At 68.8% G+C, this 12,497-nt stretch carries 10 protein-coding genes; 3 read left to right on the top strand and 7 right to left on the bottom strand.

Translation table 11 applies throughout. The annotated features are described in order from the left end of the window. The first annotated feature begins 2 nt into the window (after nt 1-2). Nucleotides 3-710, top strand: coding sequence for a phosphorylase (locus DIE17_RS31525; RefSeq protein WP_082088758.1), 708 nt, complete (start codon nt 3-5; stop codon nt 708-710). Nucleotides 711-822: 112 nt separating this feature from the next. On the opposite strand, the gene DIE17_RS31520 is transcribed toward DIE17_RS31525, so the two are convergent. After that, nucleotides 823-1,827 carry a VacJ family lipoprotein gene (locus DIE17_RS31520; protein ID WP_124529090.1) on the bottom strand — a complete coding sequence of 335 codons (1,005 nt, stop codon included), beginning with the start codon at nt 1,825-1,827 and terminating at the stop codon, nt 823-825. Then, nucleotides 1,820-4,453: an MMPL family transporter gene (locus tag DIE17_RS31515; protein WP_124921597.1), complete on the bottom strand. Its 2,634-nt coding sequence runs from the start codon at nt 4,451-4,453 to the stop codon at nt 1,820-1,822. Before DIE17_RS31515 ends, DIE17_RS31520 begins: the two co-directional genes overlap by 8 nt. A gap of 329 nt (nt 4,454-4,782) precedes the next feature. Here DIE17_RS31515 and DIE17_RS31510 point away from each other — a divergent pair, with 329 nt between their 5' ends. After that, nucleotides 4,783-5,379, top strand: coding sequence for a phospholipid-binding protein MlaC (locus tag DIE17_RS31510; RefSeq protein ID WP_124485984.1), 597 nt, complete (start codon nt 4,783-4,785; stop codon nt 5,377-5,379). 209 nt (nt 5,380-5,588) lie between these two features. Here DIE17_RS31510 and DIE17_RS31505 read toward each other — a convergent pair whose 3' ends face one another. From DIE17_RS31505 to DIE17_RS31495, 3 genes are all read right to left on the bottom strand, one after another. Next, on the bottom strand, nt 5,589-6,233 hold the full coding sequence (locus DIE17_RS31505) for a response regulator (RefSeq protein WP_044848871.1): 645 nt from the start codon (nt 6,231-6,233) through the stop codon (nt 5,589-5,591). A 30-nt stretch (nt 6,234-6,263) separates the two neighbouring features. Further along, nucleotides 6,264-7,643 (bottom strand): cache domain-containing protein, encoded by a 1,380-nt coding sequence (locus tag DIE17_RS31500; RefSeq protein ID WP_044848872.1) that lies wholly within the window; start codon nt 7,641-7,643, stop codon nt 6,264-6,266. Nucleotides 7,644-7,763: 120 nt separating this feature from the next. Further along, the gene (locus DIE17_RS31495; RefSeq protein WP_124485985.1) at nt 7,764-9,326 is read right to left on the bottom strand and encodes a sensor domain-containing diguanylate cyclase; all 1,563 of its coding nucleotides are present in this window, start codon (nt 9,324-9,326) and stop codon (nt 7,764-7,766) included. A 121-nt stretch (nt 9,327-9,447) separates the two neighbouring features. Between DIE17_RS31495 and DIE17_RS31490 the strand changes: the two genes are divergently transcribed. Beyond that, nucleotides 9,448-9,822 carry a hypothetical protein gene (locus DIE17_RS31490; RefSeq protein ID WP_124520164.1) on the top strand — a complete coding sequence of 125 codons (375 nt, stop codon included), beginning with the start codon at nt 9,448-9,450 and terminating at the stop codon, nt 9,820-9,822. Between the two features lie 51 nt (nt 9,823-9,873). Here the strand turns inward: DIE17_RS31490 and DIE17_RS31485 are convergent, their stop codons facing one another. Both DIE17_RS31485 and DIE17_RS31480 read right to left on the bottom strand, forming a co-directional pair. Then, nucleotides 9,874-12,048: a malate synthase G gene (locus DIE17_RS31485; protein ID WP_124520162.1), complete on the bottom strand. Its 2,175-nt coding sequence runs from the start codon at nt 12,046-12,048 to the stop codon at nt 9,874-9,876. Nucleotides 12,049-12,092: 44 nt separating this feature from the next. Further along, entirely contained in the window at nt 12,093-12,497 is a 405-nt protein-coding gene (locus DIE17_RS31480; RefSeq protein WP_044848880.1) for a heme-binding protein, read from the bottom strand.

The raw sequence follows: 12,497 nt of genomic DNA, 5'->3' as shown, positions 1-12,497 counted from the left end.
GCGTGGCGCCGACGCAGCACAACGGCACGTTGCCCGTCATCGCCGTCACGGGGATGGCGTTCGAGGCGCGCATCGCGCGCGGTCAGGGCGTCGAGGCCGTGTTTGCCGCGCGGGCCGACCGCCTCGAGCGTGCGCTGGCCGAGGCGACCGCGCGCGGTTGCGCGGGCATCGTGAGCTTCGGCACGGCAGGCGGGCTCGCGCCCGATCTCGCACCCGGCGCGCTCGTGATCGCGGACGCGATCGACGGGCCGTTCGGCCGCGTGCAGACCGATCCGGGCTGGAGCGCGCGGCTCGTCGCCGCACTGCACGACACGCCGGTATGGGCACGCGTCACGCGCGGCACGATGGCGGCGGTCGGCGCGCCGGTGGTCAGCGAACAGGAAAAGACGTCGCTGCATCGCGCGAAGGGCGCGCTCGCCGTCGACATGGAATCGCATATCGCCGCGGCCTTCGCGGCGTCGCGCGGCGTACCGTTCGCGGTGTGCCGCGCGATCGTCGACCCGGCGTGGCGCACGCTGCCGCGCGCGGCGACGGCCGGCCTGCGCGACGACGGCAGCACGGCCATCCTGCCGATCCTGCGCGAACTGCTGAAGCAGCCGTCGCAGCTCGGCCCGCTGCTGCAGGTCGCGGGCGACGCGCGCGCGGCGCGCACGACGCTGATCCAGGCGCGGCACGCATTCGAGCGTGCGGGCGCGATGCGGATCGTCTGAGCGGCGTTCGCCGCTTCTCCTCTCCCCCTTCCGTTCCCGTTTTCCGGACGCACAAAAAAAGCGCGCTGCGTGATGCAGCGCGCTTCGGCTTGTCGGCGGGTTCCGTGCCGCGTTACTGCGCGGCCGGTGCGCTCGCGGGCAGGGTCGGCATCGCTGGCGCGATCGGCGCGCCGTTGGAGGCCGGCGCCGTCGTCGCCCCGCTCGGCGCCGCCACGGGCGCAGCGGCCGAGGCCGCGGCAGGCGCGCTCGCGGGCATCGCGCCGTCCGCACCCGGATCGTCGTACTGCGGCAAGCCCGGCGCCGCCGGCGCGTTGTTCGGCGCGCCGCCCGACTCGCCCGGATCCTCGTAGTTCGGCAAGCCCGGCACGGCCGGCGTTGCCGCCGGCACCGCCCCCGCTTCACCCGGCTCCGTGTAGTTCGGCAGCGCTGCCGACGACGTCTGGCCGTGATACGTCAGCGACTTGCGCTGCTGCAGATACGCATCGCGGACGAACGAGTACGGATCGAGTGCCGCCTGCTTCAGCAGATCGGTCGCGCCGAGCAGATCCGAACGCGCGCTGATGAATTGCGCGATGTACATCGGATTGCGCACGGCCGGCTCGATGTAGTTGAGCAGGTTGAAGCGGACGTCCACCGCGCGGCCGACGCCGTCGCGGATCGTGCTCGGCCCGAACACGGGCAGCACGAGGTACGGGCCGGACGGCATGCCCCAGCGCGCCATCGTCAGCCCGAAATCCTGGTGATGCTTCGGCAGCCCGGCCGGCGTCGCGATGTCGATCAGGCCGGCGACGCCGAACACCGAGTTCATCGCCACGCGCATCAGGTCCTGCGTTGCATCGGTGATGCGCAGCTGCAACAGGTTGTTCGCCATGTTGCCGAGATCGCCGAGGTTCGAGAAGAAATTGCTGATCGCGGTACGCACGGGCGTCGGCGTGATCTTCTGGTAACCCTTCGCGATCGGCACGGCGATGTTCGTGTCGACCGTGTCGTTGAACTTGTACATCGCCCGGTTCATCGGCTCGAGCGGGTCGTTGGGGTTGCGGTTCGGGCCCGTCGCGCAGCCGCTCAGCACTGCGCTGGCAGCGACGGTCGCCGCAATGATTCGCACCTTATTCATTGTTTCCTTGCAATTGGTTCTTGGCGCGTTTGACGCGCGGTTTGCCCATCAGGACGGGCTGAAACACCACGGCGCCGATCAGGGTGCAGGTCAACGCCAGCGCGAGCAGCTTGCCCATGCTCGACGTGCCCGGATGATGCGACAGCCACAGGCTGCCGAAGGCGGTTGCGGTCGTCGCGGCACTGAACAGCACCGCGTGCGTGAGGCTCGAATGCAGCAGGCCCGTCTGGCCCGCGCGCCACGCCATCACGAAGTACACCTTGAACGCGACGCCGACGCCGAGCATCAGCGGCAGCGCGATGATGTTCGCGAAGTTCAGCGACATGCCGAGCACGACGCACATCTCGAGCGTGACGAGCCCCGACACGAGCAGCGGCACCAGGGTGCGCAGCACGTCGCCGAAGCGGCGCAGCGTGATCCACAGCAGGATCGTGATCGAGAGGATCGACCACAGCGCCGCGTGCAGGAACGCGTTGATGATCGTGTCGGCCGAATGCAGGATCGAGATCGGCCCGCCGGTCGCGCCGGGTTCCGCCGCCTTCACCGTCTTCGCGAAGCGGCGCAGCATCGTGTCGTCGTTCGGGTCGACGCCCTTCGGCACCTTCGGCGAAATCTGCACGAGCGCGTGGCCGTCCGGCGCGACCCAGTCGCGCACGATCTGCGGCGGCAGCGATTCGCGCGTGATGTCCTGCGGTTGCAGCAGCGTCGCGAGCTGGTTGAGCGCGATGCGCAGCGTGTCGGAGAACGCGTGTTCGGCGCGATCGCGCGCCGCGCTGTCGGCGGCGGCCAGCTTCGCGAGCGATGCCGACAGATGCTGCGCGGCGGCGGCACCGGGGCCCGGGTGATCTTCCGCCGCGTAGCTGAGCAGGTCCGACACGCGCTTGAGCGCGGCGACGCGCTGCGCATCGGTCGCGGCCGGCGCGGCCGGCTGCGTCAGCGCGGGCAGCAGCTCGCTCGCGGCCGCGGCGATCGCGGCGCGCTTGGCCGGCTGGTCGGCCGGCACGAAGGTCGTGAGCGTCGTCGTGCGGCCGACTTCCGGCAGCGCGTCGAGGCGCTTCGCGGCCGCGTCGGCCTCGGCGAGCGACGGCGCGAGCAGCGTGACGTCGTTGACGGCCGCTTCGGGCGAATCCTTCAGCGCGAGCAGCGTCGCCATCGATTCGCTGTTCGGATCCTTCAGGTGCAGCGGGTTGAAATCGAAGTGCAGGAACGCGAGCAGCGGCAGCGCGCCGATCACGACCGCGAGCGTGCCGATCAGGATCGGCTTGCGATGGCGATCGAGGAAGTCGTCGACGGGGGCGAGCCACGGAAAGCCCGGCGTCTTCGATTCGCCCGGCGGCGCGAACAGGCGCAGCAGCGCGGGCAGCAGCGTGAGCGTGGTCAGCAGCGCGACGAACATCCCGACGCCCGCGATCAGGCCGAGCTCGGACACGCCGCGATAGGCCGTGGGAATGAACGAGAAGAAGCTCGCGGCAACCGCCGCGGTGGCGAGCGCGAGCGGCATGCCCATCGAGTGCGCGGCGCCGACCAGCGCGTGATCGATGCGCGGATCGCGGAAGCGTTCCTCGCGGTACTTCACGCCGTACTGGATCGAGAAGTCGACGCCGAGGCCGACGAACAGCACCATGAACGCGACCGAGATCATGTTCAGCGAACCGACCATCGCGAGGCCGAGCGCGGCCGTCACGATGAGGCCGACGAACAGCGTGACGAGCACCGAGCCGATCATCCGCTTCGAGCGCAGCGCGAGCCACAGGATCACGAGCACGGCGAGCAGCGTGAGCACGCCGTTGAGCGCGGCGCCGTCTTGCACCGACGCGAATTCGTCGTCGGCGAGCGGCTGTTCGCCGGTCAGGCGCACGACCGCGCCGTAGCGTTGCTCGATGCCGAGCGCTTTCGCCGTGTCGCGGATCACCCGGGTCGTTTCGGCACCGGCCTTCAGCGCGCCATAGTCGACGACCGGCTGCACCGTGACGAACGCGCGTGCCGGCTGGCGTGCGGCATCGCTGTCGACCAGCCCGCGCCACGAGAACGCGGCGGGCCTGCCGGCCAGCACGTCGTCGACCGTCGCGGCGCTGCGCGCGAGCAGCTTCGCCATCGCGGGCAGCTTCACCTGGCCGGTCAGGAGCGGCTGGCCGAGCGTGGTGGACAGCGTGGTCGCGAGCCCGGTCAGGCTCGGGTTCTTCGCGAGTTCGTTGACGAGCGGCCGCGCGCTCGCGAGCTGCGACGTCGTATCCGACACTTCCTGCGGCGACAGGAACAGCAGCCCGTTGTGCTCGAAGAACGGGCCGCCGCCGGGTTCGGCGACCTGGCCGATGCGGCCGGCGTCGGCCTGCTTGCGCAGGGCTTCGGTGAGCGTGTGCGCGGCGGCCGTCGCGAATTCGGGGGCCGGTGCCTCGACTACCGCGAGGATCGTGCCGTTGCGTTGCGGGAAGGCCTTGTCGACGGCCTGGCCGAGCGCGGCCCACTGCGGTTCCGCGTCGACGAGCTTGCTGATGTCCGTGTTGATCTTGAAGTGCTGCGCGACGTAGACGCCGCTGAAGACGGCGATGACGAGCGACAGCACGACGACCCAGACGGGGCGGCGTACCGACAATGCGACGAGTCGGACGATGAGAGAAGTCACCATGTGGCGGTGGGGAGGGGCTGGCAAGGACAAGGCAAAGAGTATACCGGCGCCACGTGACGTCGGTCGCCACGTTGGAGCGTAAAGGGGCGGGAAGGATATTTGCTGCGCCGGGAGGGAATCGCCGCGAATCGTCGGACGAATGGGCGGCGGAAATTGACATAATCGGCACCGATCGCGCAGCGGCCGGCACCCTGTGACAAAAGGGGCTGAAAGGTAACAGTCGGTCACCGCACGGCAGGCGGGCCGCCGGGCCGCTATACTTCGACCCACCGGCCGATGCGATCGATGCAATCCGCCGTCCGTTTTTTTCACCGAGTGCGAATATCCGTATGAAACGTCATCTGTTTGCTTTCGTCGCGGCGGCCGCCGTGTCGGTTTCCGCTTTCGCGCAGAGCGCGCCGGTCGACATCGTCCGTAATGCGGTCGAAGGCACCGTCAACGCGATGAAGGCCGATCCGGGTGCGCGCGGCGGCGACATGGCAAAAGTCACGCAAGTCGTCGAGCAGCGCTTCTTGCCCGCGACGAACTTCGAGCGCACGACCCGCATCGCGGTCGGCGATGCCTGGAAGCAGGCGACGCCGCAACAGCAGCAGGAGCTGTACAAGCAGTTCAAGCTGCTGATGACGCGTACCTATGCCGCGTCGCTCGCGCAGCTCGGCAGCCAGGACGCGAAGTTCTCGTTCAAGGCCGGCGGCGCGTCGGGTGCCGATGCGCTGGTCCAGTCGACGGTCACGACGCCGGGCGACAGCCAGTCGGTCGGCTACCGGCTCGGCAAGGTCGGCAGCGACTGGAAGATCTACGACATCGACATGTCGGGTGCGTGGCTGATCCAGGTCTACCAAGGGCAGTTCAAGAGCCAGCTCGCGTCGGGCGGGATCGACGGCCTGATCGCGTATCTGCAGAAGCACAATTCGCGGACGAATTGAGCGTCGCTGCGCGCAGTCTGGATTTTGGATGAGTGAAAGGCGCCTCCGGGCGCCTTTTTCGTTCGTGGTCAGTCGAGCGGTCGAGCGGTGATTCCACTGCGCGATGCCGACTCGGCGAATCACATGCGAAGCGAGAAAAAACAGCATCGTAGAGCTGATCAATGTGACCGACGCGCAGAGTGCCTTTTGCGGCGCCGCGCGTCGCCGCTCTACCGCCGCCGATGCTCGACCGCGAACTTGATCAGCTCCGCCTGCCCTTCGATCTCGAGCTTGCGCTTCAGGTTGAGCCGATGCGTTTCCACCGTGCGGACCGACAGCCCCGTCTGCTGCGCGATCTGCTTGCTCGACAGCCCCTCGGCCAGTGCATCGAGGATGTCGCGCTCGCGCGGCGTCAACCGGTCGAGGGGCGACGCGGTCGCGCTCGCCTGGATCATCCGCGCGGCGAGCCCTTCGCTGAAGAACGTCTGCCCGGCCAGCACCGAGCCGATCGCGCGCACGATCTCGCTCGCGGGCGAATCCTTCAGCAGGTAGCCGCTCGCGCCAGCGCGCACGGCCTGCGTCACGTATTCGATGTTGTCGTGCATCGACAGCATGAGCACGCGAATCCCCGGAAAGCGCTCGTGGAACACGCCGGCGAGCGTGATGCCGTTCATCCCGTTCATGCCGACGTCCATCAGCGCGAGGTCGGGCTCGAGCGACGCGGCGAGCGCAAGCGCCTCGTCCGCGTTGCCGGCTTCGCCGACCACCGACAGGTCGGCCGCCTCGAGCCGCATCCGCAGGCCGTCGCGCACCAGCGGATGATCGTCGACCAGCAGCAGTCGGGCAGCGGGCCGGGCGGTGTCGGGGGCACTCATGGGCAAGGTCTCCGGTTATGGGGATCGTGTTCAGGCGGCGCGCAGCGGCACGCGCGCGGCCACGACGGTATGGCCGACCTGCGACGTGATCGTCAGCATGCCGCCCAGCGCGTCGAGCCGCTCGCGCATGTTGCGCAGCCCGATGCCGCGGCGCGCGTCGGTCTGCGTACGCTCGGCGTCGAAGCCGCAGCCGTTGTCGGCGATGGTCAGCGTGACGGCATGCGCGCCGACGTCGAGCGTGACGGCCGCGCGCGACGCCTGCGCATGATGCACGATGTTGCTGAGCGCTTCCTGCGCGATCCGGAACAGCGCCGTGTTGACCGGCGCGGGCAGCGGCCGCGCGCCGCTGTGCGCCACCTGCGTATAGCCGATGTCGATGCCGCTTTCCGCGCCGAGCTCGCGCACGAGCTGCTCGAGCGCGGCGGCGAGGCCGAGATCGTCGAGCATCGCCGGGCGCAGCGCGTGCGAGATGCGCCGCACTTCGCGCAGCGTGTCGCCGAGCCGCCCGACGCCCGATGCGAGCGCCTGCTCGGCCTCGGGCATGCGCGCGGTGCCGCGCTCGAAGCGCGCGAGCGCGGATTCGAGCATCAGCTTCGCGGACACCATCATCTGGCTGATCCCGTCATGCAGCTCGCGCGACAGCCGCTCGCGCTCCTGCTCCTGCGATTCGACGACGCGCTGCGCGAGCTGCTTGAGCTTCGCGTCGGCGCTGCGCGACTCGCTGACGTTCAGCACCAGCGCACAGACGGCGATCGCCGCCGCGCCGGTCAGCGCGATCGCGGTGAGCCAGCTCATCGTGCGCTCGATGTTCGCGGACGCGCGCGCGTCGATGCGCTGCAGCGCGGTGTCGACGTCGTCGAGATAGATGCCGGTGCCGACCATCCAGCCCCAGCGTTCGAGCGCGACGACGTAGCCGAGCTTCGGCGCGGGCTTGCCCGTCGACGGCCGCTGCCACGTGTAGCGCACGTAGCCGCCGCCGTGGGACGCGGCGCCGATCAGCTGCTGGATCGTCAGCGCGCCCTGCGGGTCGCGCATCGACCAGTAGTTGTGGCCGACGCGCTCGGGCTCGCGCGGATGCATCAGCGCATTGCCGTGCAGGTCGTATACGAAGAAATAGCCGTCGGGGCCGAAATCCATCTTCTGCAGCATCGCGAGCGCCTGCGTGCGCAGCAGTCCGTCGTCGCGCGCATTGCGGCCGCTCGCGTCGTACAGCGGCATGATCGCACTCGTCGCGAGTTCGACGTAATGCTTCAGCTCGACTTCCTTGCTCGACAGGTAGGCGGCCTGGATCGTCGCGTGCTGCGTGCGCGCGAGCGACGTCGCCTGCTGGCGCACGCCGAAGCCGATGCCGGCGATCGCGAGCAGGAACGGCACGATGGCCAGAAGGAAAATCTTTGCCTTGAGTCTCATGGTGGTGTGAAGCGGGCGCGGGCCGACGGGCGCGCGTGTCGCGCGGCGGCCGGGCGAGCCGACATTGTCGGCGATTTCGCCCGCGGCCGGCGCTGTGGCGGCCGGGCGGCCAGCCGTGGCTCAGGCGCGCCGCAGCGTGCGCTCGGCGGACGGGGCCGTCTGCACGACGACCTGGTTGCGCCCGCCTTCCTTCGCGCGGTACAGCGCGTCGTCGGCGAGCTTCAGTGCGGCCTGGATGCTGTCGTCGAGTTCCGGATAGCAGGTCGTCACGCCGATGCTCGCGGTCAGGCGGTCCGACGCATCCGTGTCGTGCAGGATGCCGAGATCGAGGATGGCGGTGCGGATCGATTCGGCGATCGTCACGGCGCCGGGCGTGTCGACGTCCGGCAGCACCACGACGAACTCCTCGCCGCCGTAGCGCGCTGCATAGTCGGCCGGGCGGCGCAGGCATCCGGCGATGCAGCGGCCGACCGCGGCGAGCGCATCGTCGCCGGCCTGATGGCCTTGCGTGTCGTTGTAGCGCTTGAAGTGATCGACGTCGACGAACAGCAGCGACAGCGCGTGCTGCGAGCGCGCCGCGCGGCGCCATTCGCGCGCGAGCGTGACGTCGAGCATCCGGCGATTGTCGAGGCCCGTGAGGCCGTCGGTGCGCGCGAGCGCTTCCAGCTCGGTTTCCGCGCGGTGCCGCTTGCGCAGCTGGATGTCGAGCAGCATCGACAGGCCGACGAAGCCGAGCGCGAGCAAGGCCATCGCCGAGCCGATCGGGATCGCGCGGTCGTACCACGCGGCGTAGGTGTCCGCCTCCGAGCGCGCGACCATGATGATCAGCGGCAGGTGGTCGAGGTGCCGGAACACGTACAGGCGCCGCACGCCGTCGATCGACGCGGTATCGGCGAAGCTCCCTTCGTTGGCGGTCATGAACCGGCGGAACGTGCTGGCCTTGCTGATGTTGCGGCCGACGATCGCCGGATCGTAAGGCTGGCGCGCGAGCATCAGGCCCTTCGTATTGATCAGCGCCATCGACCCGCGATCGCCGAGCGAGAGGCGCGAGAACAGGTCCTGGAAATATTCGAGCCGGATCGACATCACGGCGACGCCGCCGAACGACCCGTCGGGCCGCGTGATCCGCCGGCTGAGCGCAATGCTCGGCGAGCCGCCGCGCAATCGCGAACGGTACGGGTCGCTGACGTACAGGCCGACGTCCGGGTTGTCGCGGTGCACCGTGAAGTACGACTCGTTGCCGAAGTTGGCCTTGCGCGGCACGTCGCTCTTGCCGTCGACCGCGATGTCACCGTTCGAGTCGAGCACGTAGATGCCGCCGAGATACTTGGCCGTCGTCGCGCGATCGAACAGCACCTGGCGGCGCAGCGGCATCGGCAGCGCGAGGACCGCGGGATCGTTCTCGCCTTCGACGACCGCCTGCAGCGACAGCGCATAGAACTCGATGTTGCGCTCGATGTCCCACGACGCCATCAGCGCGATGTTCTGCTGGGTGGTGCGCGCGCGATCGCGTGCGTCGATCCGGCCTTCGTACAGCAGGATGCCGCACAGCAACAACAGGATCAGTGCGATCAGCAGCCCTGAATAGAAGATCAGGTGCGGCAGCAGGAACCGGCGCAATTGGGCGGCGACGCGGCTTGTCAGGCCGGATTCGCTGGGCATCGCGTAGTCGGTTTCTGCCATGGTCCGTGGATCGATGGGCATCGTCGCCGGGGCGGCGGGCCGATGCGATTGTTCGTATGATTTGCCGGCGATGATCCGGAATGCACCCCCCGGTGCGCATTCCGCCCGACCGATCTGGAACATGATGCCGATGATCGGCGATGGCGGCCGGATAAACCGCTGCATCACCTGCTCACCGGCAAGAGTTGCCGCGATTCGACGATCCGACGAATCGGGCGGCGCGGATTGGTCCGAGTATAACGCGCGCATTCGTGCACGCGGAAAATGTTGCGGACCGTTGATCCGGATCAAATTATCGCCCTGGCAGAGACTTGCCAGTCGCGTGGGGAACGTTGCAGCGCAAGGCTTTGCGCCAGGAGGGGGCAGCGCGCATACCGCCGTCGCCGATTTACATGCTTTAACGGCAGGCGGACGCGGAACCTTAAATCGTGCGATTCGGATCGATTATCCGTTTCAGCGTTTGCATGAATTCGAATGTAAAAACGGGCAGCCGTAATGGCTGCCCGCTTCGTGAAAACCGCATGCGGGAAAGCCCGCATGCGAAGGCTTACGCGCCGTGCTGTTGCGCCTTGTACGCGAGCCGGAACCGATGCAGCAGCGGCTCGGTATAACCGCTCGGCTGCGACGTGCCCTGCAGCGCCAGTGCGCATGCGGCCTTGAACGCGGTCGACTGGTCGTAGCCGGGCGCCATCGGGCGATAGTTCGGGTCGCCGGCGTTCTGCTGGTCGACGACGCGCGCCATCCGCTTGAACACGTCGAGCACGAAGGCCTCGGTGATCACGCCGTGGCGCAGCCAGTTCGCGATGTGCTGGCTCGAGATGCGCAGCGTCGCGCGGTCTTCCATCAGGCCGACGTCGTGGATGTCCGGCACCTTCGAGCAGCCGACACCCTGTTCGACCCAGCGCACGACGTAGCCGAGAATGCCCTGCGCGTTGTTCTCGACCTCGCTCAGGATTTCGCTCTCGCTCCACGCGGCGCGCTCGACGACCGGCACGGTCAGCAGCCCTTCGAGCAGCGTGTCGCGCTCGCTTGCGTACGGCGTCTTCTCGAGTTCCTGCTGGATGGCCTGCACGTCGACGAGATGGTAGTGCAGCGCGTGCAGCGTCGCGGCGGTCGGCGACGGCACCCACGCGGTGTTCGCGCCGGCGCGCGGATGCGCGATCTTCTGCTCGAGCATCGCGTGCATCAGGTCCGGCATCGCCCACATGCCCTTGCCGATCTGCGCGCGGCCGCGCAGGCCGGCCGACAGGCCAGCGAGCACGTTGTTGCGCTCGTACGCCTGGATCCACGCCGACGACTTCATGTCGCCCTTGCGGATCATCGGGCCCGCTTCCATCGCGGTGTGCATCTCGTCGCCGGTGCGGTCGAGGAAGCCGGTGTTGATGAACGCGACGCGCGCGGCGGCCGCCGCGATACAGGCGGCGAGGTTCACGCTGGTGCGGCGCTCCTCGTCCATGATGCCCATCTTCAGCGTGTTGCGCGGCAGGCCGTACAGATCCTCGATGCGCGCGAACAGCGTGTCGGCGAACGCGACTTCGACCGGGCCGTGCATCTTCGGCTTCACGATGTAGATCGAGCCGGTGCGCGAGTTGCGCTTGGCCTTCAGGTCGTGCAGCGCGCACAGCGTCGTGACGACACCGTCGAGGATGCCTTCCGGAATCTCGTTGCCGTCGCGGTCCAGCACCGCGCCGTTGGTCATCAGGTGGCCGACGTTGCGCACGAACAGCAGCGAGCGGCCGTGCAGCACCAGCGTGCCGCCGGCCGGCGTGGTGTACTCGCGATCGGCGTTCAGGCGGCGCGTGAAGGTCTTGCCGCCCTTCGCGACCTCCTCGACCAGCGTGCCCTGCATCAGGCCGAGCCAGTTGCGGTAGAGCTGGACCTTGTCGTCGGCGTCGACCGCCGCGACCGAATCCTCGCAGTCGATGATCGTGCTGACCGCGGCTTCGAGCACGACGTCCTTCACGTTCGCGAGATCGGCGCGGCCGATGGGGGTGGACGCGTCGATCTGGATCTCGAGGTGCAGGCCGTTGTGCTTCAGCAGGATCGCGGACGGCGCGCCCGCCGCACCCTGGTAGCCGACGAACTGTGCCGGCTGCGCGAGGTGCACGACGCCCTTGCCGGTTTCGACGGCGAGCTGGCCGTCTTCCACGCGATAGCGCAGCGCGTCGCGGTGCGAGCCGCTCGCGAGCGGCGCCGCGTTGTCGAGCACGCCGCGCGCGTAGTCGATCACGCGCTGGCCGCGCGTCGGGTTGTACGCCGTGGTGCGCTCGGCGCCGCCGTCCTCGGGCAGCGCATCGGTGCCGTACAGCGCGTCGTACAGGCTGCCCCAGCGTGCGTTCGCGGCGTTCAGCGCATAGCGCGCGTTCGACAGCGGCACGACGAGCTGCGGGCCGGCCTGCGTCGCGATCTCGCTGTCGACGTTCGCGGTGGCTGCCGCGACGTTCGACGGGACCGGCACGAGGTAGCCGATCTCTTCGAGAAATGCGCGAAACGCGGCATGGTCGCGCACCGGGCCGGGGTGCGCGCGATGCCACGTGTCGAGTTCCTGCTGCAGGCGGTCGCGTTCCGCGAGCAGCTCGCGGTTGCGCGGCGCGAGGTCGTGTACCAGGGCCGAGAAACCGCTCCAGAACGCGGCCTTGTCGATACCGGTGCCCGGCAGTGCTTCGTTTTCAATGAACTGGCTCAGCGCTGGCGCGACTTGCAGTCCTGCTTGGTCGATCATCGTGATTCCTCCCGGGGAAAAAATTCGCGCGCGGCTTGGCTGACTCATGTCGCGACGCTTTGTACGCCGGCGCGGGCGATCAGCGCGTCCTGCTCGGACTTTACGCCAGACACGCCGATTGCGCCCGCAATCCGGCCGTCGAACGCTACCGGCACGCCGCCTTCGAGCAAGCCCGTCAGCGGCACGCTGAGAAACGCGGTGCGGCCACCGTTGATCATATCCTCATACGCTTTCGTCTCGCGCCGGCCGAGCGCCGCCGCACGCGCCTTGTCCTGCGCGATGACGGCGCTGGCCGGCGACGCGCCGTCCAGGCGCGCGAACGCGAGCAGGTGGCCGCCGTCGTCGACGATGGCGATCGATACGGCCCAGCCGTGCCGTGCGGCTTCCACGCGGGCGGCCGCGAGCATGCGTTCGGCGTCGGCGAGCTGGAGTTCGGGTTTGGTTTGCAT

This window comes from Burkholderia sp. Bp9099 (assembly GCF_003857805.1).
Lineage (GTDB): Bacteria > Pseudomonadota > Gammaproteobacteria > Burkholderiales > Burkholderiaceae > Burkholderia.
This window is presented reverse-complemented; position numbering and strand designations above follow the sequence as displayed.

Coding starts and splice junctions, on each gene's coding strand:
- DIE17_RS31490 (WP_124520164.1), top strand. CDS start 9,448: ATGATGCCGATGATCGGCGATGGCGGCCGGATAAACCGCTGCATCACC.
- DIE17_RS31500 (WP_044848872.1), bottom strand. CDS start 7,643: ATGAGACTCAAGGCAAAGATTTTCCTTCTGGCCATCGTGCCGTTCCTG.
- DIE17_RS31480 (WP_044848880.1), bottom strand. CDS start 12,497: ATGCAAACCAAACCCGAACTCCAGCTCGCCGACGCCGAACGCATGCTC.
- DIE17_RS31515 (WP_124921597.1), bottom strand. CDS start 4,453: ATGGTGACTTCTCTCATCGTCCGACTCGTCGCATTGTCGGTACGCCGC.
- DIE17_RS31520 (WP_124529090.1), bottom strand. CDS start 1,827: ATGAATAAGGTGCGAATCATTGCGGCGACCGTCGCTGCCAGCGCAGTG.
- DIE17_RS31485 (WP_124520162.1), bottom strand. CDS start 12,048: ATGATCGACCAAGCAGGACTGCAAGTCGCGCCAGCGCTGAGCCAGTTC.
- DIE17_RS31505 (WP_044848871.1), bottom strand. CDS start 6,233: ATGAGTGCCCCCGACACCGCCCGGCCCGCTGCCCGACTGCTGCTGGTC.
- DIE17_RS31495 (WP_124485985.1), bottom strand. CDS start 9,326: ATGGCAGAAACCGACTACGCGATGCCCAGCGAATCCGGCCTGACAAGC.
- DIE17_RS31510 (WP_124485984.1), top strand. CDS start 4,783: ATGAAACGTCATCTGTTTGCTTTCGTCGCGGCGGCCGCCGTGTCGGTT.